Genomic DNA, 24,049 nt, shown 5'->3' with positions numbered 1-24,049 from the left:
ACCCTGTGGTTGGGGTGAATTGAATAGAGCCCTTGCAACGTTTGCGGCGTTGCGGGGCTTTTTCGTTATGCGGCAGTGGGATTGATGCGGTTGGATTGAATCCACTGCTCAATATCCGAGATTTTGTAGTACGGACGGCCATTCAGACGATGCCATGCAGGCCCCGTACCCTTGCGCCGCCATGTGGCAGTTGCAGACTTTCCGACGTTGAATTTTTCGCAGAGATAGTCGTCTCCGACGATATCATCCTTCGAAAAGCGCCCCCCTTTGTCGTCTTCCGGGAGATAGTTCATTGATGGCCTCGCCTTAGTTTTGAGGTTGATGCAAAAAGGATAGCGGAGATTGAGGGATGGTTAGGGGTCGTTTCGGTCACCCTCAAATCGACATGCAAGAAACGCCTGCGCCACGCATAAGAAACAACTGCACCGCAGCGATTTCATGTGTTTTTCGTTGAGGGAATTGTAACAAGTGTTAACGAAAAGGGCCCCGAAGGGCCCTTTGGTTGGTCATGCGGCTTTGGCCGGTGCAGGTTCGACAATCCTGCCCCGAAGGTATTCGCTGAAGGCTTTAAGGGCTCGCGCCGCAAGCATCGTTTCGTCATACGAAAGTTTCGAGGAACCCTCTTTCTGCATTTCCCAAGATAAATTCCGACAGCAAAGGGCGATGGTATTGCGGGCGAACTCGTCGTGATGCGTCTCGGCAAGTCCGCCTTGGATCAACACGCCGTAGTGCTCTAGCGCGTGAGCGGTCAATTCGTGATCGAATCCGTCCAGGACCGTTTGGTCACGCCAGCCTACGATAATTTCCTCGGCTAAATTCTTGGTACGGAGAGCCCCGTATTCGAAGTCGTGTGAAGCCTTGTCCTTCCAAAAAATCGCGTAGTCGTGACTCATAGTCAGTTCTCCTTTGTTTCGGCCATACGGCCGCCTTCGCGCCGAGCCGTTCGGCACGTTGTGCTGATTTGAATGTTTGGGTTGATGCCGCCCTGCCCGCACGACGGTCTGTAAGACATGCCGATGCGAGCGCCGCTCAGTGCGGCGGGCCGGGCCTTGGCAAATCAGCACAAGACATTGCCGGCGCGGTGAGCCAATGCAGAAAATTTCCCTTTCCAAACAATCTAGACGTTTGGATGGGTGAGCTAGCCTAAGCCGTTGATGCAGGCCGGATTGTTCGTTCTGCCGGGATCGCCACCAATTTTAAGAACCACCACCAAATAAAGGTTGCCAGGGAGTTTTGACGTCCCTGGCCGGATGTGCGGGCCACGGTCGTGAACGGCGAGTTCGCTCCCTAATGTGGCGGTTCAGAAATTCCCTTCTGCCTCTGCTGGTCTGCCAAGCGAGCTTCTGAAAACAAAACTACACTAAAAATCATAAAGTTGTCGGTGTTTTCTTAGCTCCGAGATTAGCCTCAAAGGCTGGCGGCAAGCACCTGCGAATTTCGGAATCGAGCATCAGAACAGTCCCTAGAACGGAATGTCGTCATCCATGTCACTGCGTCGGGCTCCAGCCGCAACCGCGCGGCGCGGCGCACCGCCAGACGGGCTTCCGGACCCGAAATCGCCACCGGAGTCATCCGATCCGAAATTGCCGCCGCCGCTACCACCGCTGCGCCCATCGAGCATCGTCAGCGTCGAATTGAAATTCTGCAGCACGACTTCGGTTGAGTATTTTTCGACGCCGCTCTGGTCGGTCCATTTGCGGGTCTGCAACTGACCCTCAATGTAGACCTTCGCGCCTTTCTTCAGATACTGCTCAGCGACCTTGCAGAGGCCCTCGTTGAAAATCACGACGCGGTGCCACTCGGTTTTCTCCTTGCGCTCACCGCTGCCCTTGTCCCGCCAGCTTTCAGAGGTCGCGATCCGCAAATTGGCGATCGGCCGGCCGTCCTGGGTCCGCTTGATTTCTGGATCGGCGCCGAGATTGCCGATCAGAATGACCTTGTTCACACTACCCGCCATCGCTGTTCTCCAATCTACGGTCCCGACTATCAACACGGATGAACACGGCCGGTTCAACTCCGGCCCCGCCCCTCCCGGCATCGGTCGCGACCCTACACTCCCGTTACGTCACCGAGACTGTCAATCGCCGGGTTATCCACCGGTCGAATATACAATGTTCCATATTTGTTCTCAAGAGACAACAGCACGACCCGCGCACCAATCAGCTTAGAAAGATTCTACGTAGGGATCAGAAATCGTGGACAAACTTTGAACTTTGGACGGATCAATTTGGTCCCAAGTGTTGCATTTTGGAGACGGCTTTTTGCCATGGCGCGCGGTATATGGGATTTAACAAATTCAGACTGAATATCAGCGCTCGCGCCTTAAAACGAAGCAGAAGTCCGGGGACTGCAATGAACAAGTTACTGATCGGAGCCATCGGTGCTCTCGCAATTGGCCTCAGCGCCGCGCCAGCCGCCGCAGCCGACCTCGCAGCGCGGCCTTATACCAAGGCTCCTCCGATGGTTGCCGCGATCTACGACTGGAGCGGCTTCTACATCGGCGCAAACGGCGGCTGGGGATCGGCGCACGATCATCGTTCCAATGCGGCTGGAGTTGATCTCGGTTCTTACGATGCAACTGGTGGAGTCGCCGGTGGGCAGCTCGGCTATCGCTGGCAGAGCGGCAACTGGGTCTTCGGTCTGGAAGCACAAGGCAACTGGGCCGACCTGAGCAGTCGTACGCCGAATGCCGTCTTCACAACGAACCAGATCGCTTCGAAAACAGACGCGTTCGGCCTGTTCACAGGTCAGGTGGGCTATGCGTGGGATAGCGCCTTGCTCTACGCCAAGGGCGGTGCAGCCGTGGTGGACCAGCGCTTCGATTTTATCTCTAATACTACAGGCGCTGCATTTTCGTCGAGCGGTACCGACACCCGCTGGGGCGCAACGATCGGTGGTGGTGTTGAAGTTGGCTTTGCTCCGAACTGGTCGGTGGCATTTGAATACGATCATATTTTCCTGGATCGCCATGATGTCAACTTCACAGGCAATCCCGCTGCCGGAAATCCATACCGCACCGGCGGCGACGTGGACCTCGTCACCGCGCGCATCAACTACCGCTGGGGTGGCCCGGCCATTGCACGGTACTGATCGCGCCTGATCCGAACTTCTCTCGGAAAACTATGGAAGGCCGGCTTTTGCCGGCCTTTTTGTTGTTTGAGCGCCGATTCGGGTGCGCGTTCGCACGAGGCTTCTGCCAAGCCGACAGCCAGTGGATATGACCAGACCCCGCGGGGGACGAAATCAGTGCGGATCGCTGACGCCCTCTGGAAATCGCCTGCCGTTCTATCTACGTTCCACAGATAGCCCCAATATGGCGCGAGCCGGGATTCCGCCCGGTGCGGCGCGCCCAGACGCGGCGTGGCCGTCGCGGTTCGGAAAAGCCTGTCATGGATGAAGTCATCAAGGCGAAGCGGCAACAACCCGGTTCCGCCACACGCGCCATCACGATCCGCGGCGCGCGCGAACACAACCTGAAGAACGTCGATCTGGAAATTCCGCGCGATAAACTCGTGGTGTTCACAGGCCTGTCGGGCTCCGGCAAATCCTCACTGGCATTCGATACCATCTATGCCGAAGGCCAGCGCCGCTATGTCGAGTCGCTGTCGGCCTACGCGCGCCAGTTCCTGGAGATGATGCAGAAGCCGGACGTCGATCAGATTGACGGGCTGTCACCGGCGATCTCCATCGAGCAGAAGACCACATCGAAGAACCCGCGCTCGACGGTCGGCACCGTCACCGAGATCTACGACTACATGCGGCTATTGTGGGCGCGCGTCGGCGTGCCCTATTCGCCCACGACGGGACTTCCGATCGAGAGCCAGACTGTGTCGCAGATGGTTGACCGTGTGCTGGCGTTACCCGAAGGCACGCGGCTCTATCTGCTGGCTCCGGTCGTGCGCGGCCGCAAGGGAGAATATCGAAAAGAACTGGCGGAGTATCTCAAGAAGGGTTTTCAGCGCGTCAAGATCGATGGTGCATTCCATGAGCTCGCCGAAGCGCCTGTCCTCGACAAGAAATTCCCGCACGATATCGACGTGGTGGTCGACCGCATCGTGGTGCGGCCGGATCTCGGCCAACGCCTCGCCGAAAGCTTCGAGACCGCGCTGAAGCTCGCCGAAGGACTGGCGGTGATCGAGTACGCCGATGCGGCTGCCGCGCCATCCGACGATGGCAAGAAAGCCGACAAGAAGGTCGCCAAGATCCACGACAAGAGTGGGCCCGAACGCATCCTGTTCTCGGAAAAATTTGCCTGTCCGGTGTCCGGCTTCACCCTTCCCGAGATCGAGCCGCGCCTGTTTTCGTTCAACAACCCATACGGCGCCTGCCCGAAATGCGGCGGCCTTGGCGTCGAGCAACACATCGACGAAGAGCTCGTCATTCCGGACAAGGAGCTAACGCTCCGCAAGGGCGCGATCGCGCCATGGGCGAAGTCATCATCGCCATACTATCTGCAGACCCTGACCGCGCTCGGCAAATTCTACAAGTTCACGCTGGACACCAAGTGGAAGGACCTGCCAAAGAAAACGCAAGGAGCGTTGCTGCATGGCTCCGGCGATGACGAGATCAAGTTCTCCTATGAAGACGGCGTGCGCTCCTACGATACCAAGAAGCCGTTCGAAGGTGTGGTTACCAATATCGATCGCCGCTTCCGCGAGACCGAGAGCGAGTGGGCGCGCGAGGAACTCGGCAAGTATTTTTCTGACGTTCCCTGCGATGCCTGCAAGGGTTATCGGCTGAAGCCGGAAGCGCTGTGCGTCAAGATCGGCGGCAAGCATATCGGCGAGATCAGCGAGTTGTCGGTGCGTCACGCCGGCGAATGGTTCGAGACCGTGCCAAAGGTGCTCACCACCCAGCAGAACGAAATCGCCGGCCGCGTGCTCAAGGAGATCCGCGAGCGGCTGTCGTTCCTGCTCGACGTCGGGCTCAATTATCTCACGCTGTCGCGGGCATCGGGCACGCTGTCCGGCGGCGAGAGTCAGCGCATTCGGCTGGCCTCGCAGATCGGTTCGGGCCTGACCGGCGTGCTCTATGTGCTGGATGAGCCGTCCATCGGTTTGCATCAGCGCGATAACGCCCGCCTGCTCGAAACTCTGAAGCGGCTGCGCGATCTCGGCAACACTGTGATCGTGGTCGAACACGACGAGGACGCCATCCGCCTCGCCGATTACGTGCTCGACATCGGCCCCGGCGCCGGAATGCACGGCGGCCACATTGTGGCACAGGGCACGCCCACCGATATCATGAAGAATCCGAAGTCGCTGACCGGGAAGTATCTCACCGGCGAACTCGAGGTCGAAGTGCCCGAGCGGCGGCCGCCGAACCATCGTCGCACCATCAAGGTGGTCAATGCGCGCGGCAACAACCTCAAAAATGTCACCGCGGAAGTTCCGCTCGGCCTGTTCACCTGCATCACCGGCGTCTCCGGCGGCGGCAAGTCGACGTTGCTGATCGACACTCTCTATCGCGCCATCGCACGAAAGCTCAACAACGCCAGCGAAGGCGCCGCGCCGCACGATCGCATTGAGGGCCTCGAGCACATCGACAAGATCATCGACATCGACCAGTCGCCGATCGGCCGCACACCGCGATCCAATCCCGCGACTTACACCGGGGCCTTCACGCCGATCCGCGAGTGGTTCGCCGGTCTGCCGGAAGCCAAAGCGCGCGGTTATGCGCCAGGCCGCTTCTCGTTCAACGTCAAGGGCGGCCGCTGCGAGGCCTGCCAGGGCGATGGCGTCATTAAGATCGAGATGCACTTTCTGCCTGACGTCTACGTCACCTGCGACACTTGCAAGGGCAAGCGCTACAACCGCGAGACGCTGGAGGTGTTGTTCAAGGGCAAGGCGATCTCTGACGTGCTCGACATGACGGTCGAGGAAGCCGCCGAATTTTTCAAGGCGGTGCCGCGCGTGCGCGAAACCTTCAAGACGCTGCATCGCGTCGGCCTCGATTACATTCATGTGGGACAGCAGGCTACCACGCTGTCAGGCGGCGAGGCGCAGCGTGTGAAGCTCGCCAAGGAGCTATCGAAGCGCGCGACGGGACGCACACTCTACATTCTGGACGAGCCGACCACCGGCCTACACTTCCACGACGTAAAGAAGCTGCTGGAGGTGCTGCACGAGCTGGTAGCGCAGGGCAATACCGTTGTGGTGATCGAGCACAACCTCGAAGTCATCAAGACTGCCGACTGGGTGATCGACCTCGGTCCTGAAGGCGGCGACGGCGGCGGCGAGATCGTCGCCTGGGGACCGCCGGAAGACATCGTAAAAGCGCCGCGCAGCTATACAGGAAAATTCCTGAAGCCGGTCCTGGAGAAAACGGGAAAGCCGAAGCGACGGAATGCGAGCGAGGCGGCGGAGTAACGCCAGTCGAGTCTTTGAATCAATCAGATAAGCAATAAGTGATTTTCGCGTTGGATCGTCCGGATTTGCCGGAGACTTCGTTGCTCGCCTCTCCCGCTACAGCCTGAGAATACCAATCATGACAATTCCGTAACCCGCATTTGCGGAACTTGCCTCGTATCGCCACGTTGAGATTCTGGAGCAAATGCTCGATTGGAATCCGACACGGAGTTACGAACATGTTCAATTTCAAACCGGTATTGGCGGCGGCGGCCATCATAGCGCTTGCAGCACCGCTGGCTATGACGTCTCCGAGCTTTGCGCAGGGGAGATCACATGGCGGTCACGCCCACATGAGCCACGGCGGCGGCGGTGGCGGTCACATGGGCATGCGTCCAGGCGGTGGTGGCGGTGGCCGACATTGGGCTGGGGGTGGCGGCGGCCGACATTGGGCTGGCGGCGGCGGGGGCTGGCATGGCGGCGGTTGGCGCGGCGGCGGCTTCTATCCCGGCTTCGTTGCTGGTTCCGCGATCGGTTTCGGCAGTTCCTTCGCCAGTCCCTATTACTATGGCGACTCCTATGGGTACTATGACGATAGTCCGGCCGTCGAAGTTGTTCCGAGTGGTGGCGACGACGTCGCGTATTGCCAGCAACGATACAGATCATACGACGTAGGTTCGGGAACCTACCTCGGTTACGATGGTCTACGTCACCCCTGCCCGTGATGTGACCCCGGGGTTCGCCAGTAGGTTGAGCCCCATTCTCAGTTCAAGAGCGGTGCCTTGTGCACCGCTTTTGTTTTTCACGCGTGATGCTTCCTGTGATTCGGGACCTGTTTCGGTGCTCTGTCAGGAACGAAAATCCGGCAGAATCGACCACAACAACACCCATTATGGCGACGCTGCGCCATCGCCAGGCCCGGCATACGACGCTTCGCCGATAGGCTGGCCGAGTCGTGCACAAGCAACCCCTCGCGAGCAATAAATACTTGCCCTGTGAACAGCGTGCGAAGCTCCTCCCGCGAGGTCAATTCGACGATTCTTTCACTTGGGATTCCCTGAGGACTCACTGATACTTGAACCCATCCAGGCACGGCCTGCCCCCTGGTTCTCCTTTCTTTCCACCATATTTAGTATTTCATTGAGGAATGAATACTAACTCTTGACGGGCCCAAGGGAGTTGCCTTAACGTTTCATCCGCTCGGCGCGAATGTGTTTGGGTCACGCCGAGCCTCCCTCAAGGGTTCCAGATTGAGTACTCCGTCAGCCGGTTGCGGCGGCGGGCAACGGGGATGTTTGCCTTGGCGACAAGGCGTCTGGGGAAGTCAAAAACGGGCCAAAATGGCTCAAACTGCGGTGTGGGGCGTTAGGGTATGATCGGCTGCGGAGCTGTCTCCGCCCTGCTCATGCTCAGAGGACACTAGGGCCGGAATTACCGGCTGAGCTGTGGGCCGCAAAGGGTCCGCGAACGGAAATCGCCGATGCCGCGCCGACGCGGTGACGGACAGTTACGGGGCACGACGGCAATGCGATTCGAACGGCGCTACACCAGGGACGACCAGTCACCCTATGCAGGGATCGATTTCCGGCTGACGACGAGCGAGATCCGCAATCCGGACGGCTCGGTGGTGTTTCGCCTCGAGAACGTGGAGGTGCCGGAATCCTGGTCGCAGGTCGCCTCCGACGTGCTGGCGCAAAAGTATTTCCGGAAAGCGGGCGTCGCGGCACGCCTGAAGAAGGTCGAGGAGGAGACGGTCCCCTCATGGCTGTGGCGCTCGGTACCCGACACCGACGCGCTCGCTACCCTCCCCGAGGCCCAGCGCTTCGGCAGCGAGCTCTCGTCGAAGCAGGTGTTCGATCGGCTTGCCGGCTGCTGGACCTATTGGGGCTGGAAAGGCGGCTACTTCTCAAGTGAAGACGACGCGCGCGCCTTCAACGACGAGCTGCGCCACATGCTGGCGCGCCAGATGGTGGCTCCGAACTCGCCGCAGTGGTTCAACACCGGCCTGCACTGGGCCTATGGCATCGACGGCCCCGGCCAGGGCCACTACTACGTCGACTTCAAGACCGGCAAGCTGACCAAGTCGAAATCCTCCTACGAGCATCCGCAGCCGCACGCCTGCTTCATCCAGGGCATCGAGGACGACCTCGTCAACGAGGGCGGCATCATGGACCTGTGGGTGCGCGAAGCGCGCCTGTTCAAATACGGCTCCGGCACCGGCTCCAACTTCTCGCGGCTGCGCGGTGAAGGCGAGCGCCTCTCGGGTGGCGGCCGTTCCTCCGGACTGATGAGCTTCCTCAAGATCGGCGACCGCGCCGCGGGCGCGATCAAGTCGGGCGGCACAACGCGCCGCGCGGCCAAGATGGTGGTGGTCGATGCCGACCATCCGGATATCGAGACCTACATCGACTGGAAGGTGAAGGAGGAGCAGAAGGTCGCCGCTCTCGTCACCGGCTCGAAGCTGAACCAGAAGCACCTCAAGGCCATCATGAAGGCCTGCGTCAACTGTGAGGGCTCGGGCGACGACTGCTTCGATCCCGAGAAGAACCCGGCGCTGCGCCGCGAGATCAAGCTGGCGCGCCGCGCGCTTGTCAGTGACAACGTCATCAAGCGCGTGATCCAGTATGCCCGGCAGGGCTACAAGGACATCGACTTCCCGGTCTACGACACCGACTGGGATTCTGAAGCCTATCTCACCGTCTCTGGCCAGAACTCCAACAACTCGGTGTCGCTGAAGGACGACTTCCTGCGCGCGGTCGAGACCGACAGCGACTGGAATCTCATCGGCCGTACCAACAAGAAGGTAACGAAGACGCTGAAGGCCCGCGAGCTCTGGGAGAAGATCGGCTACGCCGCCTGGGCCTCGGCCGATCCCGGCCTGCACTTCAACACCACGATGAACGACTGGCACACCTGCAAGGCATCCGGCGACATCCGCGCATCGAATCCGTGCTCGGAATACATGTTCCTCGACGACACCGCCTGCAACCTCGCCTCCACCAATCTGCTGACGTTCTATGACGTCGCCGCGAAGCATTTCGACGTTGAGGCTTATGAGCATCTGTGTCGCCTCTGGACCGTCGTGCTGGAAATCTCGGTGCTGATGGCGCAGTTCCCGTCCAAGGCGATTGCCGAGCTCTCTTACGAATTCCGTACGCTGGGCCTCGGCTTCGCCAACATCGGCGGCCTCCTGATGACCATGGGCCTGCCCTATGACTCGAAGGAAGGTCGCTCGCTGTGCGGCGCGCTGACCGCGATCATGACCGGCATCGCCTACAAGACCTCCGCCGAGATGGCCGGCGAACTCGGCGCCTTCCCCGGCCACAAGAAGAACTCCGGCCACATGCTGCGCGTGATCCGCAATCATCGCCGCGCCGCGCTCGGTCAGTCGCACGGCTACGAGGCGCTGGCGGTCAACCCGGTGCCGCTCGATCATGCCTCCTGCCCGCAAGCAGACCTCATCGCCCATGCGACGAAGGCGTGGGACGCTGCGCTCGCGCTCGGCGAACGGCACGGCTACCGCAATGCGCAGGTGACCGTGGTGGCGCCGACCGGCACCATCGGCCTGGTGATGGACTGCGACACCACCGGCATCGAGCCCGACTTCGCGCTGGTGAAGTTCAAGAAACTCGCCGGCGGCGGCTATTGGAAGATCATCAACCGCGCCGTGCCGGAAGGCTTGCGCGCACTCGGCTATCGCGAGAGCGAGATCGCCGAGATCGAGGCCTATGCGGTCGGTCACGGCTCGCTGTCCAACTCGCCTGGTATCAACGTCTCCACGCTGAAGGCCAAAGGCTTCACCGAAGAGGCCATCGCGAAAGTGGAGAAGGCGCTGCCGACCGCGTTCGACATCAAGTTCGCCTTCAACAAGTGGACGTTCGGCGAAGACTTCATCCGGGACACGCTCGGCATCGGCGCCGAAGCCATCGCGTCGCCGACCTTCGACCTGCTCGCGGCGATCGGCTTCAGCAAGCGCGAAATCGAAGCCGCCAACGTGCACATCTGCGGCGCGATGACGGTGGAAGGCGCACCGCACCTCAAGGCCGAACACTACCCCGTGTTTGACTGCGCCAACCCCTGCGGCAAGATCGGCAAGCGTTATCTGTCGGTCGAGAGCCACATCCGCATGATGGCGGCGTCGCAGCCGTTCATCTCGGGCGCGATCTCGAAAACCATCAACATGCCGAACGACGCCACGGTGGACGACTGCAAGTCGGCCTACCTGCTCTCCTGGAAGCTCGCGCTGAAGGCGAATGCCTTGTACCGCGATGGCTCGAAACTCTCCCAGCCGCTCAACTCGCAGCTCATCAGCGATGATGACGAGGAGGACGATGCGATCGATACGTTCTACGACAAGCCGATGGCGGCGCGCACTGCGCAAGTCTCGGAAAGGGTCGTGGAGAAGCTGGTCGAGCGTATCATTGTGATGCGCGAGCGCGAGAAGATGCCGGATCGCCGCAAGGGTTACACCCAGAAGGCCGTGGTCGGCGGACATAAGGTTTACTTGCGCACCGGCGAATACGATGACGGCCGGATCGGCGAGATCTTCATCGACATGCACAAGGAAGGCGCCGCACTTCGCTCCTTCATCAACAACTTTGCCATCGCGGTATCGCTCGGCCTGCAATACGGCGTGCCGCTGGAGGAATATGTCGACGCCTTCACCTTCACCCGCTTCGAGCCCGCAGGGCCCGTGCAGGGCAACGACTCGATCAAGTACGCGACCTCGATCCTCGACTATGTGTTCCGCGAACTTGCGGTCAGCTACATGTCACGCTTCGATCTCGCCCACGTCGATCCGACCGAATCGAATTTCGACGCACTCGGCAAGGGCGTCGCGGAAGGCAAGGAGCCGGAAGGCCATGCGACGCGCTATGTGTCGAAGGGCCTGACCCGCTCGCGCACCGACAATCTCGTCGTCATGCGCGGGGGCTCACCCTCCCCCGGTGGGGTGAACTTCGAGGGTGGGGCCAATGTCACCGCCCTCTCCTCCTCGCGCACAGGCGACACGCTCGAAGGCGCGACCGCGCTGAAACAGGACGCGCAGCACGATCTCTCGCCGACCGAGCGTCTGGAGCAGCAGCAAAGAAGCAAGGCCGCCGCGCACGCAACAGCGCCGTCCAAGGCCGAACGCCGCGCCGAAGCAAAAGCCAGAGGCTATGAGGGCGAGATGTGCTCGGAGTGCGGCAACTTCACGCTTGTGCGCAACGGCACCTGCATGAAGTGCGACACCTGCGGATCAACGACGGGCTGTAGCTGAAGACAAATGGCGTAAGCCAAGGCTCTCCATCAAGGCTCGCCACGATGACACAACCGGTCAAGACTGGACCGCCGGGAAAAGCCGGCGATGACGGATGGATACGATGAGCGTTTCACCATTGAGTGTTCGTTTCGACGAAAAAGACATGTGGGTCGAATTATCCGACGGCCGTACGATTGGTGTACCGCTCGCATGGTTTCCGCGCCTTCTGAAGGCCACCCCGGAGCAACGCGCCAACGTCGAGATCAGCCTCGTCGGTCTCTACTGGGACGAACTCGACGAGGCCCTTCCACTTGCTGAGCTTCTGGCCGGACGGTGATATGTGGCGTGATGCGTTGCGCGGAAACACGATCGGGTGTTCGTAAGAACGAACCCGCCGCGTCGACCAACAACTAACCTAAATTGATTGAACATAACTGCAAGCGCCGGTATCGTTGTTGCCTGCGCTTCTTTTGCATGGGTCGTCCGAATGTCTTCCCTCAAGGTCAGTCAGATCAAAGCTCGCTTGCGCGAATTATTTGAGCCACACCTCGACGTCAGCGACCTAAAGGCAAACGACAAGGAACGCGATCAGAAGATCCTCTCGAGATGCCTGGCAGCGTTTGCTGTTTATGCGATCTCTGCATGTACGCCGGAGCAGGCAGCCGCATCAGTTTGGGATGGTACCGGTGATAACGGTATAGATGCAGCTTATTTTGATCAGTCCGACCAATGCGTCGTCTTTATACAATCAAAATGGATCAATGGGGGATCTGGCGAGCCAGAAGCCAAGGATATCGGCTCGTTTCTCGCTGGGGTAAAGGATGCCATTGAACAGAACCAAGAGAATTTTGACTCACGGATTCAAGCGCGACTTACTGATATACTTGTGAGGATAAACACCCCCGGAACGTCGATCCACATTGCTCTTGTGAGTACAGGAGCCAGCAAGCTCGCGCAGCCCGGACAAACCTTGATAAATAAGCTTCTAAAGGAATTAAACGGCGACGATCCCGATGAAATGGCCACGACAGAAATGATGGGGCTAGCAGAAGTATACACGCGCTTGGCTAATGACCCGATGCAGGGCAACCTGACACTCGAAGCGCAAATACTTGATTGGTCTCGCATCAACTCGCCTTACGCGGCATTTTTTGGAGTGATCGACGGATTGCAACTCAAGAACTGGTGGAAAAAACACGGTAAAGGGTTAGGGTCGGGACCCATAAAATTATTCCTTCCGCGCTGAGTTTATGATTCACGGTCTCCGACAGGAGGCCCCTCATGAGTCGCGATTACTTTTGGCTAACGAAGGATCAGTTCGCTCGGCTCAAGCCGCTTCTGCCTAACGATACGCGCGGCAAGCCACGGGTCGATGATCGGCGGATCATCAGCGGCATCATCCAGGTGCTGAAGTCCGGTGGGCGCTGGATCGATGCGCCGGAGGTCTATGGTCCGCGCAAAACACTCTACAATCGCTTCGTCCGCTGGGCAGCGAAGGGTGTATGGGCAGACATATTCCAGGCACTCGCAACGGCCGGCGGACCTCCTGCGCAGGTCCTGATCGATAGCTCGGCCGTGAAGGCGCATCGATGCGCATCTGGCGGCAAAGGGGGGAACATCAGCAGGCCATCGGCCGATCGCGCGGCGGGCGGACCACGAAGATCCATGCTCTGACCGACGCCGAGTGTCGTCCCGTCGCGTTCTTGCTGACCGGGGGTCAGATAGCCGATTGCACCGCTGGAGCGGTTCTGCTCGAAGAAATGCCACGTTCCGCGATCCTGCACGGCGATAAGGGTTATGACAGCGATGCCATCCGCCGACAGGTCGAGGGAAAGGGTGCGATGCCGAACATCCCGCCCAAGGCGAACCGAGGCTGGAAGAATTGCTTCTCGCCCGTCCTCTATCGAAGCCGCAACGCCATCGAGCGCATGTTCTGTCGCCTGAAGGACTTCCGTCGCATCGCCACCAGATACGATCGTCTCGCAATCAATTTCCTCGCAGCCGTCTGCATCGCTGCGGCTGTCAGTTACTGGTTATGAGTCCGGACCCTAGCACTACTTTGGCAGATTTTTGCGCTTGATCTGGGTAACTGGATTCCCGAATCAGATTTTCGATGATTCATGGGTGGTCGGCTTTTGGAGGGCCGACCATGGCGGACATGAGATCGAAGTGGGGAGATGAGCTTGGACGCTGGCTGAAGCCGTTCCTGGATTGTTTGGGTCACAAGGCGCGGCGGCGGATGTGTCCACTATATGTTTCCGGACTGATCGGACCGGGCGATCGCAAGAGCGTCCAGCCGATGGCTGCACGGCTGGCACCGGGCGACTATGACCAGTTGCACCATTTCATCGCTGATGGTGTCTGGGATGCGGCGCCATTGGAATCGGAATTGCTGGCTCAGGCCGATCGCCTTGTCGGCGGCAAGGATGCGGTGCTGGTCATCGACGACACGGCGATGCCGAAGAAGGGCGATCGTTCGGTTGGTGTCGCTCCGCAATATGCCTCATCGCTCGGCAAGACGGCCAATTGCCAAACGTTGGTATCGCTGACACTTGCGTGCGGTGAAGTGCCGGTAATGGTGGCACTGCGGCTCTTCCTGCCCGAGAGTTGGACGAGCGATCCGGCGCGATTGAAGCGTGCGGGCGTTCCCGTCGAGCATCGCGCCGGGCGAACCAAGCCGGAGATCGCGCTGGCTGAAATTGATCGCGTGCTCGCAGCCGGTGTTCGCTTCGGCTGTGTGCTGGCGGATGCCGGTTACGGGCTCAGCGCGCCGTTCCGTCAGGGTCTCACGGCCCGTGGCCTGGCCTGGGCAGTCGGCATCCCGGGGCGTCAGAAAGTTTATCCGGCGGCGGTCAAGCTGATCTTTCCGATCGCCGGTCGAGGTCGCCCCCGTCAGCGGCACATCCCGGATCTGTTGTCGATGCCGGCGGAAAACATGCTTGCTGATACTAGGTGGAAGAATGTGAGTTGGCGGCTGGGAACCAAGGGCAGACTGAAAGCGCGGTTTGCCGCTGTTCGCGTGCGGATCGCCGATGGGCCGCCACAACGGATCAAGGACAAGGGTCAACAACATCTTCCCGGCGAGGAGGCGTGGCTGATCGGTGAGCATCGCAGCTCGGGGGAGAAGAAGTACTATCTGGCCAACTTGCCAGCCCGGACGAATTTGCGACAGTTGGCTGCAGCCGTCAAAGCGCGATGGATCTGCGAGCAAGCGCATCAGCAGTTGAAAGAGGAGCTCGGACTTGATCACTTCGAGGGCCGGTCCTGGCACGGCCTTCACCGTCATGCTCTCATGACCATGATCGCTTACGCCTTTTTACAGCACCGCCGCATCGCCACAGTGGCCCGGAAAAAAAAGAATCAACGGCCCACCGCCACAGCCGAGTTTGCCGGCCGTGCGCCACGCCATCATCGAACTCATTCTTCGACCACCAAATCAGCGATGCCCATACTGCAGAAGACAAGTCGGCGAAATGCAACGGCGTGAATAAATCTGCCAAAGTAGTGCTAGTAGCCGCGAACATTCGACAGTCGCTTGGAGCGACCGAGGTGAACAACGAGATAAAACAAACGGCTTCGACTTCTCCCGAAAAATTCTGGTACTTCAATAATGGCATCACTCTTATCGCTGACGAAGCAATTAAGGCACCCGCCAATGCGGCATCTCAATCTGCCGGCCAGTTTTCCTTTCGCGGCGCGTCGATCGTAAATGGCGCTCAGACCGTAAGCTCGCTCAGTAAAGTTGATAACGATGCAAATTTGGGGAAAGTTCGCGTCCCAATAAGAATCATCTTGCTTAAGACAGCGCCGACCGGCTTCGGAGGAGATGTCACCCGAACAAATAATTTGCAGAACAGAATTGAGTCCCGTGATTTTGTTGCGCAGGATCAACAACAGAAACGCATTCGCGAAGAAATGGCCGTCGAAGGTATCGACTATCAATTTGTACGCAGCGAGGAAATTAGCCCCACCGCAACAAGCTGCGAACTCATTGAAGTAACAACGGCGTTAGCGTGCGCTTCGGGCGACCCAACCCTCGCGGTCCAAGTAAAAACTGGCATTGGCCGTTTTTTCAACGATCTTACTAAATCGCCGTACAAGTCTGTGTTCAATGCTTCTATAAGCGGAGCTCACGCGTTCAATGCAACCGTCATTAACAGAAGAATCGAAAGTTGGATTGAACAGAAGAAGAAAACAGTAGCCAAGAAGAGCGGAGCTACATGGGGAATTCTAATTCACGGTAACAGAATCTTATCCGCCGCAGTCTTCAGGAAATACGGCATTCAGAAGCTATCAAAACCTATAAACGACTTCTCAACGGAGATGCCGACCGCCGAAGTCCTCAGTGAGATGTGCGAAGACGTCTATAGCAAGATGATAAAATCAACCGACAAGCGCTTTCCTGGAAAGTTCCTCGCCGTACTGTTCAAGAATCCGACAGCAAGCAAACAAGTATTTGAGGACGCGGCTTAACGTCGGGACTGTGCTCTTGCGGGAGCGTATCAGGAATCACCCACACGTCCACACCGGACCGATCGGCGTCTGCGTCCAGCACGGGCCGATGCTGCCGCCATTGTAACGGCCGCGATAGAATCCGGGCCGGCCGGGATAGCGCCACTCGCCCTCGTAGAAATTGAAATACTGCACGTTCGGATCGATGAACCAATGCCGCCGCTCACGGCGCGCGTTGCGCAGCACCGACGCCTCCTGCTTGAACAGCGGCGCGGCATTGTTCAGCGGCTGACGATAGCCCGGCAGGAAGCCGTAGTTGTGCGAACCATGCGCGTGTTTCTTGTGACGCGGCGCTGCGTCCGCCACGACGGACGTTAGCGACAGAATGATGACCATCGATAGACAGAGGAGTCGCGACATGGGGCGATCATAAACGTCCGGCTTCCCGGAGACCATTCAAATGCGGGCGAATGGTGTACGATGAGCAAAGCCTCATCCGTCTTGTCCGCGGCGCGGTTTCTCCGTGCGACCCTTCCTCTCCGTTCGACCCCCGACCGGCTCGTCCCACAACCGAAACCCGCCCTCGAACGCGTCGGCGTTGTCGCCGCGGCGTGATTTCGGCGGCAGCTTGTCGAGACGTTCGACATTGCCACCGCCGATCAGCACCTCATCCGGCTCCAGCGCGGCGGTGAGCTGCTTAACGATGTCGGTGACGTGCTTGCGCCATTTTTTGTCGCCGCGGCGCTCGCGCCCGGCCTCGCCGGCATAGTCCTCGTAGGTCTTGCCCTTGCGATACGGCAGGTGTCCCAATTCCATCGGCTCCGGTTCGCCGTCCACGATCATCGCGGAGCCGAGTCCGGTGCCGAGCCCGAGAAACAGCATCCGCCCGCCCTTATAGCCGCCGAGCGCCTGCATCAGCGCATCGTTGACGACCTTCGTCGGCTTGCCGAACGCTTTGCGGAAATCGAAGCCTTTCCAGCCCTTGCCGAGATTCCATGGGTCGCGCAGCGGACGGTTGCCGCAGACCGGGCCGGGAAAGCCGATCGAGATGGCGTCGTATGGCGAGTCCTTCGTCAGCGCCTTGACCCGGCGCACCATTTCTTTCGCGGTGAGATCGGGCCCGGATTCAAACTCGCGTTTGATGCGGTCCTTGCTGGTCATCAACTTGACGTGAGACCCGCCGACATCGATCGTGAGAATGGTCCGGGCGGTTTTTTGGGTGCGGGGGATTTTCATGTTGTCGGTTCTGTCAACGTGCTGCGCCTGTCATTCGTTCCCTCCGGCGTCTGCGCGCGCCTTGCACGTCCGCGCATTCGGGTCTAACTGACCCCAAAATCCTGCCTTTCCCGGAGCCCTTTTTGATGACCGACGCCCCCTACACGCCGCCCAAAGTCTGGACCTTCGACAAGGAGAACGGCGGCAGGTTCGCCTCGGTCAACCGGCCGACCGCAGGCCCGACCCACGAAAAGGTGCTGCCCGTCGGCAAGCACCCCTTTCAGCTTTATTCGCGGGGAACGCCGAACGGCCAGAAGGTCACGATCATGTTCGAGGAGCTGCTCGCGCGCGGCCACACCGGCGCGGAATATGACGCGTGGCTGATCCAGATCGACGGCGAGCAGTTCGGCTCGGGCTTTGTCGAGGTCAATCCGAATTCGAAGATACCGGCTCTGATCGACCGCTCGAGACCTGTGCCGTTCCGCGTGTTCGAGTCCGGCGCGATCCTCCTTCATCTTGCGGAGAAGTTTCGCGATTTCATTCCGAAGGCAACGGCGGCGCGCGCGGAATGCCTGTCGTGGCTGTTCTGGCAGATGGGCAGCGCGCCCTATCTCGGCGGCGGCTTCGGCCATTTCTACCACTACGCGCCGGAGAAGATCGAATACGCCATCAACCGCTTCGCCATGGAGACGAAGCGGCAGATGGATGTGCTGGACCGCCGGCTCAAGGACAACGAATATCTGGCCGGCAAGGAATACACGATCGCGGATATCGCGGTGTGGCCATGGTACGGCGGCCTGGCCGAGGGCAGGCTCTACGGCGACAGCGCCACCTTCCTCGACGTTCAGAGCTACAGGAACGTGCAGCGCTGGACCGCGCAGATCGCAGCGCGGCCCGCGGTGAAGCGCGGCCGCATCGTCAACCGCACCTCCGGCGATCCCGCAAGCCAGCTCCACGAACGCCACGACGCCTCCGATTTCGAGACCCGGACGCAGGACAAGCTCGCGAAGGCTTGACGCCTGCCTCTTCATTTGCAGCTATTCCAACCTGGAGGCTCCTTCATGCATGGAAAAGTCATCGTCATCACCGGAGCTTCCGGTGCGCTGGGCAAGGTTGTCGCTGACGCTGCCATCGCTCGCGGCGCCCGCGTGGCCGGCATCGACCATGTCCATGCAAAAAGCGACGCGACGGCCGAGCGGATCGAATTCGGCGGCGTCGATCTGTCGGACACGGCGCAGGCCAAGCAGGCCATCGACGCGGCGGCGGCGCATTTTGGCCGGCTCGACGCCCTCGTCAATATCGCGGGTGCGTTCGCATTCGAGACGATAGCCGACGGCGACCCCAAAACCTGGCAGCGCCTTTACGCGATCAACGTGACCACCGCATTGAACGCCTCGCGCGCTGCGATCCCGCATCTGGTTGCGTCCGGCGCGGGACGCATCGTCAATGTCGGCGCGATGGCGGCGTTGCAGGCCGGCGGCGGCATGGGCGCCTATGCCGCTTCAAAAGCCGGTGTGCATCGTCTGACCGAAGCGCTGGCCGCCGAACTGAAGGGCAAGGTCACAGTCAATGCCGTGCTGCCCACCACCATCGACACGCCAGCCAATCGCAGGGACATGCCCAAGGCGGACTTTGCGGCCTGGGTGACGGCGGATGAGCTGGCAAATGTCATTCTGTTTCTGGCAAGCGATGCGGCGAGCGCCGTGACCGGGGCGCTGCTGCCGGTGCGCGGACGCGTCTGAGACCTTTTCTCGCTATAAATTTTAGAATATAACCAAACCCGATATTAAGTAACGCGTTCTTAACGCTCTTGTCCTTCAATCAGACAGGGTGGCGGTCCTTATTACTACTTTCGCTGGTGACCATGGAATTGCCCCGACCTGTCGTGGGCCCGTTTCCTTTCCCTCAGAGTCTCCTGCAGGATCAGCGACGCATGCTTCAACGCCGCAGCAGTTACGGATACGATGATTTGTTGGCCTGTGGCCGGGGTGAAATGTTCGGACCCGGCGAGCCGAAACTTCCGCTGCCACCGATGCTGATGTTCGATCGCATCACGGAGATCACGGAAGGCGGCGGGAAGTATGGGCGCGGGCTGGTGCGCACCGAGCTCGACATCAAACCGGACCTCTGGTTCTTCAACTGCCACTTTCACAACGACCCGGTGATGCCCGGCTGTCTTGGCCTCGACGGGCTTTGGCAGATGGTTGGGTTCTATCTGGTCTGGCTCGGCCGCGACCAGCATGTGCGGGCCCGCGCCCTCGGCCTTGGGGAATTGAAATTCACAGGCCAGATCCTGCCGCACGTCCGCCACGTCGCGTACACCGTGGATATCAAGCGTGTGATGCGCTCGAAACTGGTGATGGCAATTGCAGATGGCACGGTATACGCCGACGGCGAAGTGATCTATCGCGCCAACGACCTTCGGCTCGGCCTGTTCAAGCGCCTGCCTGACTCGCCGATCGAACCGGCCGGCTGATAAACTCGGACCATGAGTCGTTCGGAAACGCCGCACCCATGGAAACCGCGCTTTATCTTCCGGTCAAACGTCATCTTGAAAACCTCGGCTTCACGGTCAAGGGCGAAATCGGCGGCTGCGATCTGGTCGCGCTCAACGGTGATGATCCGCCTGTCGTGGTGATCGGCGAGTTGAAGCTCAGCTTCAATCTCGAATTGATCCTGCAAGGCGTCGAACGCGCCGGCGCTTGCGACGAGGTCTGGCTTGCCGCCAGACTGTCGATGCGCGGCAAGGGCCGCGAGAGCGACGCGCGCTATCGCAACCTGTGCCGGCGGCTCGGTTTCGGGATGCTCGGCGTGACCGACCGGGGTGGCGTTGAAGTGCTGGTTGCGCCCTTCTCCGTCAGTCCGCGCCGCAATCCAAAAAAGCGTTCCCGTCTGGTCACGGAGCACCGGCGCCGCAAAGGCGATCCAGTTGCCGGCGGCACCACGCGGATGCCGATCATGACAGCCTACCGCCAGCAGGCGCTGAACTGTGCGGCGGCAATGGCCGCCGGTCCGCGCCGCGTGCGCGATCTCAAGCCGGAAAATCCGGATGCCGGAAAAATCCTCCTTCATAACGTCTATGGATGGTTCGACCGCGTCGAGCGCGGGACCTATGCCCTGACCGACGCGGGCCACACCGCATTGAAACGATGGCCGCAGCATTCTTCCGAAACGACACCGACCGCCGGCTGACGACGGCGGCTAACGGAGCACGCTGGAGAGGCGCGACCGGATGTCGCATGCAGCGCATAGAGTCGAAGCCTACGACTGAATCCGGCTGAAAAAAGCTCGCAAGCGCGCCAAGCAAGCGCGTCAAAATGCATAGCTGTATTGCTCCACCAAATCCCGTATTGAGGTGCGGCATCGAGTCTCCTAAAGCGGGATGAAGTTTGATTGAATCGTTGTTTTCGCCTCATCCCGCGCAGTCACGTCCTGAATTTGAATCAAATTTAGACGTCGGCGTAGGGAACAAAGGCGAGCAATCGACATCGTTCTTCGAACGGCGATGCAGGGCCATAACAATTTTTCTGGTCCAGGTTTGCGCAACCCATTGAGGCGAACGATGAGTGACGGCTGGCAGACGAAATATGGCATCCGGCGGGTTCGCCGCGATCCTCCCACGCTGGAGGAAGCCATCTTCGCGGCCACCGGGATCACCGACGATCTCGACTCGCAGGCCGAGATCGCGGCATCGCTGATTGGGATGCCGCTCGATATCGTTCACGCCGAGGTCAAGAAGACCGCCCGCACTGTTGCGAGGTTACCTACGACGCGTGTAATTGCCGGTGAGCAAGGTGCGCTGCGCTCGGTCGTCGTCGAGCGACGTGTGGTCCGCAGATTCGGCAACGACAAACGGATCTGATCCGATTCCAGATCACCGCCGCGATCAACCTGCCGGCCTTATCGCATTTTCGAGCGAAGCATGTCCCCGGGGGTTGACCCGAGGATGGGTACGGTTAGCGTCAAGAAAACACATCAAAATATAAAGCTGGGCTGGGCTCAGATTCCATCAGGTCGGAATACTTCTGGTCTGCAATCGCGTCTGCCCGACTTTGAGAATCGTCGCTGTGTCACTAAAGTATGACGACGTCGTGCCAACCGAGGAAGCGGGATGCCAGACTATCGCGACATACTGTTTCTGACGATCGGCGCATTGATCGTGGCGACGCCCGCCGCAAACGCCTCGCAGGTATCGCGAGAAGCCGACGTCATCAATCTGCGGCTGGGCGAACGCGTTCTTGTCGACGATGGATCCTGTCCGGCGGGGCAGATCAAGGAAATCTCGGGTGCGAAGCTCGGCCCGACCGGTGTCGTTCGTGCACGCAAGTGCATATCGCGGACCGGCCCGAAGCGGTGAATGCGGATCGCAACCACCACTCGGAATCGCAGCCTTTGGCTAACCTATTTAGAAATGAAATCCGCACATTTTTGTACGGTCGCATCCGCAGGACCCCATGGCATGATCGGCACCGAGGAGGTCGAATTCTGTGGTGAGCCTTCGATCAGCCTGTCAGAGTAGACCATATAGACGAGCACGTTTCGTTTCGTGTCGCAGCCTCGCACGATCTGCATCTTCTTGAAGAACAGCGAGCGCCGCTGCTTGAACATGTCCTGCCCCTGTTCCATCTTTGCCTTGAAACGGATCGGCCCGATCTGACGGCAGGCCAGCGAAATATCCGAGACCTCCTCCGCCAGTCCCAGCCAACCCTTGATGCCGCCCTTCTCCGGCACGGTAAAATGGCACGCGACGCCTTCGATCTCTGGATCATCGACGCCATAGGTCGCAAGCTTGTCATTCGGGGTCAGGAGCTTGAATACCGTCGAGCGGCGAAAGATCAGGTCTGGTTCGTCCGCCGCATGGGCTTGCGTTCCGGCGAGCACCGCAACTGCCAGGATGGCGAAGACCCAGGAGGTCCAGGTCGTTCGGCGCTTGTCATCATCAGTCTGACCTCGAAATGTCATTATTCGCTCCGTTTGCTGGGTCCGGCCCATGTAAGATCGCTGAGTTCCTGCGGAAAGATGCCGATTGCCCAAAACGACAGGCATTAGACCCGTGTGAAGAAATTCACACTATTTTTGACCGAAGCGAAACCGGGGATTGGTCGCGACTGTGAACGTGATACTCCGCAGCAAATACTAACATCCAGGGTCGAGGAACAAAGGCGTGAACGAGCATTGGTCTTTCCTCCCGGCAGCACGGTGGTTATCGGGTAAACTTTTCCCGGTCCAAGCGGTTGCATGCCTCCGTCCGGTGCGGCTGGGGTTTGGACTGGTTCTCACCATCCTGCTGGGGTTGGGATCTCCCGCGCAGAGCCAGATCTTCTGGCAGGACGATTATTATCCGGACGTCTATATCGAAGAGCCTCCTCCGCCTCCCGCCGTGAGGCCCCAGCCGTATCGAACCAAACATCACCGAATCGCAAAGTCCGAGTTGGCCGCCACGAGCGCGCGCAAGCCCAAGGGCCCGATCATCATTGCCATTTCAATCCGCCGGCAAACGCTCAAGATCTATGATGCCAACGGCCTCTTTGCCGAAACGCCGGTGTCGACCGGAATGCACGGCCACTCGACTCCGATGGGCGTTTTCAGCGTCATTCAGAAACAGAAGTGGCACCGTTCCAACATCTATAGCGACGCCCCGATGCCCTACATGCAACGCATCACCTGGTCAGGCATCGCGATGCATGCGGGCGTGCTTCCGGGATATCCCGCATCGCATGGATGTATCCGGATGCCCACGAACTTCGCGGTGAAGATGTGGAGCTGGACTAAATTAGGCGCGCGGGTGATCATCACCCCCGGTGAAGTGACGCCCACGGAATTTTCCCATCCGCTGCTGACGACCCATCGGCCCGAGCGCACTCCCGTCGCTTCCGCAGTGCTAACCGCCGATGCCAGCGCGATGCAGCACGACGCGGTTACACCGATCACGACCGACCCGCCTGCCGCGGACAAACCTCAGACCGTAACACCTGAGCCGGCGGCTGACCCGATCAACCCCGATATAGGCAACACGAAGAATGCCGATGCCTCGGCAGCAGCGACCATCAAGCCTGACCTGGACACGGTCAGGACCGAAGCCGAGCAGCGAAGGCCCGTTTCCAAAGCCGATGTTACGGCCACGGCGCAGGATCAATCTCAGCCCTCGCCGGCAAGCGTCCTGAAAGCCGAGTCCGTGGCTATCCCTGCCCTCAAGCGGAACGAACGGATCGCGGTCTTTGTCAGCCGCAAGGACAGCAAGATTTACGTGCGGCAAGATTTTGCGCCGGTATTCGATGCCCCGATTATCATCACCCAGGGCGACCGGCCGTTGGGAACTCACGTGTTCACGGCCGAAGCCGACAAGCACAACAAGGACGACTTCCGTTGGTCGGTCGTGTCGATCCCGGAGATGGCGTTTCGTGCGGAGCAAGTTCCCATCCGCGAAAGCGCGTCTCGCCAGCGAGCGCCCCGTGTCGACGCAAGATCCAGACCGGCTCCTGTTCCGGACAGCGCCGCCGACGCGCTGAATCGCATTTCCATTCCCGAAGAGGTCATGACGAAAATCGCCGACTCGCTTTCGACCGGCGACTCCATCATCGTCTCCGATCAGGGCATCGCCGGCGGTGAAACCGGCGAAGGCACCGACTTCATCGTTACGCTGCGCTAGTGTGGCAGTTCAGAAGTTTGCTTCAATTTCGCTGCAAGCTCTTCAAGCGACCTTCTGAACCTGAACCACACCAGAAAATAAGTTTGCCAAGCGCCCGGCCGACCAATGTCCGCTCAGCCCCAACAGCGGCGAAAAATCGGACAT

At 59.6% G+C, this 24,049-nt stretch carries 21 protein-coding genes and 1 pseudogene; 16 read left to right on the top strand and 6 right to left on the bottom strand.

Features of this window, described 5'->3' with window-relative positions; translation table 11 throughout:
* Nucleotides 1–65 precede the first annotated feature (65 nt).
* From ACSZOQ_RS06995 to ACSZOQ_RS06985, 3 genes are all read right to left on the bottom strand, one after another.
* Nucleotides 66–293, bottom strand: coding sequence for a helix-turn-helix transcriptional regulator (locus ACSZOQ_RS06995; RefSeq protein WP_439925262.1), 228 nt, complete (start codon nt 291–293; stop codon nt 66–68).
* 213 nt (nt 294–506) lie between these two features.
* Nucleotides 507–893 (bottom strand): hypothetical protein, encoded by a 387-nt coding sequence (locus tag ACSZOQ_RS06990; protein ID WP_439925261.1) that lies wholly within the window; start codon nt 891–893, stop codon nt 507–509.
* A gap of 569 nt (nt 894–1,462) precedes the next feature.
* The gene (locus ACSZOQ_RS06985; protein WP_439925260.1) at nt 1,463–1,957 is read right to left on the bottom strand and encodes a single-stranded DNA-binding protein; all 495 of its coding nucleotides are present in this window, start codon (nt 1,955–1,957) and stop codon (nt 1,463–1,465) included.
* A gap of 395 nt (nt 1,958–2,352) precedes the next feature.
* Between ACSZOQ_RS06985 and ACSZOQ_RS06980 the strand changes: the two genes are divergently transcribed.
* The 9 genes and pseudogenes from ACSZOQ_RS06980 (at nt 2,353) to ACSZOQ_RS06940 (ending at nt 16,062) form a co-directional block, all read left to right on the top strand.
* Nucleotides 2,353–3,090 (top strand): outer membrane protein, encoded by a 738-nt coding sequence (locus ACSZOQ_RS06980; protein ID WP_439925259.1) that lies wholly within the window; start codon nt 2,353–2,355, stop codon nt 3,088–3,090.
* 299 nt (nt 3,091–3,389) lie between these two features.
* Nucleotides 3,390–6,368 (top strand): excinuclease ABC subunit UvrA, encoded by a 2,979-nt coding sequence (uvrA, locus tag ACSZOQ_RS06975; RefSeq protein WP_439925258.1) that lies wholly within the window; start codon nt 3,390–3,392, stop codon nt 6,366–6,368.
* Between the two features lie 218 nt (nt 6,369–6,586).
* A complete protein-coding gene (locus ACSZOQ_RS06970; protein WP_439925257.1) occupies nt 6,587–7,072 on the top strand; it encodes a BA14K family protein in 486 nt (161 codons plus the stop codon).
* Nucleotides 7,073–7,872: 800 nt separating this feature from the next.
* On the top strand, nt 7,873–11,607 hold the full coding sequence (locus ACSZOQ_RS06965) for a vitamin B12-dependent ribonucleotide reductase (RefSeq protein ID WP_439925974.1): 3,735 nt from the start codon (nt 7,873–7,875) through the stop codon (nt 11,605–11,607).
* A 103-nt stretch (nt 11,608–11,710) separates the two neighbouring features.
* The gene (locus ACSZOQ_RS06960; RefSeq protein ID WP_439925256.1) at nt 11,711–11,926 is read left to right on the top strand and encodes a DUF2442 domain-containing protein; all 216 of its coding nucleotides are present in this window, start codon (nt 11,711–11,713) and stop codon (nt 11,924–11,926) included.
* An 87-nt stretch (nt 11,927–12,013) separates the two neighbouring features.
* Entirely contained in the window at nt 12,014–12,835 is an 822-nt protein-coding gene (locus ACSZOQ_RS06955) for a hypothetical protein (protein WP_439925255.1), read from the top strand.
* A gap of 35 nt (nt 12,836–12,870) precedes the next feature.
* Nucleotides 12,871–13,628: pseudogene (locus ACSZOQ_RS06950) on the top strand (IS5 family transposase).
* Between the two features lie 110 nt (nt 13,629–13,738).
* Complete coding sequence (locus tag ACSZOQ_RS06945) at nt 13,739–15,076, top strand: IS701 family transposase (RefSeq protein WP_439923272.1); 1,338 nt, start codon at nt 13,739–13,741, stop codon at nt 15,074–15,076.
* Nucleotides 15,077–15,138: 62 nt separating this feature from the next.
* Complete coding sequence (locus ACSZOQ_RS06940; RefSeq protein WP_439925254.1) at nt 15,139–16,062, top strand: AIPR family protein; 924 nt, start codon at nt 15,139–15,141, stop codon at nt 16,060–16,062.
* 36 nt (nt 16,063–16,098) lie between these two features.
* On the opposite strand, the gene ACSZOQ_RS06935 is transcribed toward ACSZOQ_RS06940, so the two are convergent.
* Nucleotides 16,099–16,461: a hypothetical protein gene (locus ACSZOQ_RS06935; protein ID WP_439925253.1), complete on the bottom strand. Its 363-nt coding sequence runs from the start codon at nt 16,459–16,461 to the stop codon at nt 16,099–16,101.
* A 72-nt stretch (nt 16,462–16,533) separates the two neighbouring features.
* Nucleotides 16,534–17,277 (bottom strand): ROK family protein, encoded by a 744-nt coding sequence (locus ACSZOQ_RS06930; protein WP_439925252.1) that lies wholly within the window; start codon nt 17,275–17,277, stop codon nt 16,534–16,536.
* 125 nt (nt 17,278–17,402) lie between these two features.
* Between ACSZOQ_RS06930 and yghU the strand changes: the two genes are divergently transcribed.
* The 6 genes from yghU (at nt 17,403) to ACSZOQ_RS06900 (ending at nt 21,613) form a co-directional block, all read left to right on the top strand.
* Nucleotides 17,403–18,272 (top strand): glutathione-dependent disulfide-bond oxidoreductase, encoded by an 870-nt coding sequence (gene yghU / locus ACSZOQ_RS06925; protein ID WP_439925251.1) that lies wholly within the window; start codon nt 17,403–17,405, stop codon nt 18,270–18,272.
* 45 nt (nt 18,273–18,317) lie between these two features.
* The gene (fabG, locus tag ACSZOQ_RS06920) at nt 18,318–18,998 is read left to right on the top strand and encodes a 3-oxoacyl-ACP reductase FabG (protein ID WP_439925250.1); all 681 of its coding nucleotides are present in this window, start codon (nt 18,318–18,320) and stop codon (nt 18,996–18,998) included.
* 191 nt (nt 18,999–19,189) lie between these two features.
* The gene (gene fabA / locus ACSZOQ_RS06915; RefSeq protein WP_439925249.1) at nt 19,190–19,732 is read left to right on the top strand and encodes a bifunctional 3-hydroxydecanoyl-ACP dehydratase/trans-2-decenoyl-ACP isomerase; all 543 of its coding nucleotides are present in this window, start codon (nt 19,190–19,192) and stop codon (nt 19,730–19,732) included.
* A 38-nt stretch (nt 19,733–19,770) separates the two neighbouring features.
* Complete coding sequence (locus ACSZOQ_RS06910) at nt 19,771–20,448, top strand: DUF2161 domain-containing phosphodiesterase (protein ID WP_439925248.1); 678 nt, start codon at nt 19,771–19,773, stop codon at nt 20,446–20,448.
* 370 nt (nt 20,449–20,818) lie between these two features.
* On the top strand, nt 20,819–21,118 hold the full coding sequence (locus ACSZOQ_RS06905; protein WP_439925247.1) for a hypothetical protein: 300 nt from the start codon (nt 20,819–20,821) through the stop codon (nt 21,116–21,118).
* A gap of 249 nt (nt 21,119–21,367) precedes the next feature.
* Nucleotides 21,368–21,613: a DUF6719 family protein gene (locus ACSZOQ_RS06900; protein WP_439925246.1), complete on the top strand. Its 246-nt coding sequence runs from the start codon at nt 21,368–21,370 to the stop codon at nt 21,611–21,613.
* Nucleotides 21,614–21,657: 44 nt separating this feature from the next.
* Here ACSZOQ_RS06900 and ACSZOQ_RS06895 read toward each other — a convergent pair whose 3' ends face one another.
* Nucleotides 21,658–22,218 carry a CreA family protein gene (locus ACSZOQ_RS06895; RefSeq protein ID WP_439925245.1) on the bottom strand — a complete coding sequence of 187 codons (561 nt, stop codon included), beginning with the start codon at nt 22,216–22,218 and terminating at the stop codon, nt 21,658–21,660.
* A 289-nt stretch (nt 22,219–22,507) separates the two neighbouring features.
* Here ACSZOQ_RS06895 and ACSZOQ_RS06890 point away from each other — a divergent pair, with 289 nt between their 5' ends.
* Nucleotides 22,508–23,905 (top strand): L,D-transpeptidase family protein, encoded by a 1,398-nt coding sequence (locus ACSZOQ_RS06890; protein ID WP_439925244.1) that lies wholly within the window; start codon nt 22,508–22,510, stop codon nt 23,903–23,905.
* The last annotated feature ends 144 nt before the right edge of the window (nt 23,906–24,049 follow it).

Origin of the sequence: Nitrobacter sp. JJSN (assembly GCF_051912485.1) — a bacterium.
Classification (GTDB): domain Bacteria; phylum Pseudomonadota; class Alphaproteobacteria; order Rhizobiales; family Xanthobacteraceae; genus Nitrobacter.
The sequence above is the reverse complement of the archived record's forward strand: the minus strand, read 5'-3'. Positions and strand labels throughout refer to the sequence as shown.

Bases quoted from the DNA above. Each gene is read 5' to 3' on its own strand.
- ACSZOQ_RS06910 (WP_439925248.1), top strand. From the start codon at position 19,771: ATGGAAACCGCGCTTTATCTTCCGGTCAAACGTCATCTTGAAAACCTC.
- fabA (WP_439925249.1), top strand. From the start codon at position 19,190: ATGCTTCAACGCCGCAGCAGTTACGGATACGATGATTTGTTGGCCTGT.
- ACSZOQ_RS06935 (WP_439925253.1), bottom strand. From the start codon at position 16,461: ATGTCGCGACTCCTCTGTCTATCGATGGTCATCATTCTGTCGCTAACG.
- fabG (WP_439925250.1), top strand. From the start codon at position 18,318: ATGCATGGAAAAGTCATCGTCATCACCGGAGCTTCCGGTGCGCTGGGC.
- ACSZOQ_RS06930 (WP_439925252.1), bottom strand. From the start codon at position 17,277: ATGAAAATCCCCCGCACCCAAAAAACCGCCCGGACCATTCTCACGATC.
- ACSZOQ_RS06965 (WP_439925974.1), top strand. From the start codon at position 7,873: ATGCGATTCGAACGGCGCTACACCAGGGACGACCAGTCACCCTATGCA.
- ACSZOQ_RS06980 (WP_439925259.1), top strand. From the start codon at position 2,353: ATGAACAAGTTACTGATCGGAGCCATCGGTGCTCTCGCAATTGGCCTC.
- ACSZOQ_RS06990 (WP_439925261.1), bottom strand. From the start codon at position 893: ATGAGTCACGACTACGCGATTTTTTGGAAGGACAAGGCTTCACACGAC.
- ACSZOQ_RS06895 (WP_439925245.1), bottom strand. From the start codon at position 22,218: ATGACATTTCGAGGTCAGACTGATGATGACAAGCGCCGAACGACCTGG.
- ACSZOQ_RS06900 (WP_439925246.1), top strand. From the start codon at position 21,368: ATGCCAGACTATCGCGACATACTGTTTCTGACGATCGGCGCATTGATC.
- ACSZOQ_RS06970 (WP_439925257.1), top strand. From the start codon at position 6,587: ATGTTCAATTTCAAACCGGTATTGGCGGCGGCGGCCATCATAGCGCTT.
- yghU (WP_439925251.1), top strand. From the start codon at position 17,403: ATGACCGACGCCCCCTACACGCCGCCCAAAGTCTGGACCTTCGACAAG.
- ACSZOQ_RS06985 (WP_439925260.1), bottom strand. From the start codon at position 1,957: ATGGCGGGTAGTGTGAACAAGGTCATTCTGATCGGCAATCTCGGCGCC.
- uvrA (WP_439925258.1), top strand. From the start codon at position 3,390: ATGGATGAAGTCATCAAGGCGAAGCGGCAACAACCCGGTTCCGCCACA.
- ACSZOQ_RS06960 (WP_439925256.1), top strand. From the start codon at position 11,711: ATGAGCGTTTCACCATTGAGTGTTCGTTTCGACGAAAAAGACATGTGG.
- ACSZOQ_RS06945 (WP_439923272.1), top strand. From the start codon at position 13,739: ATGGCGGACATGAGATCGAAGTGGGGAGATGAGCTTGGACGCTGGCTG.
- ACSZOQ_RS06905 (WP_439925247.1), top strand. From the start codon at position 20,819: ATGAGTGACGGCTGGCAGACGAAATATGGCATCCGGCGGGTTCGCCGC.
- ACSZOQ_RS06995 (WP_439925262.1), bottom strand. From the start codon at position 293: ATGAACTATCTCCCGGAAGACGACAAAGGGGGGCGCTTTTCGAAGGAT.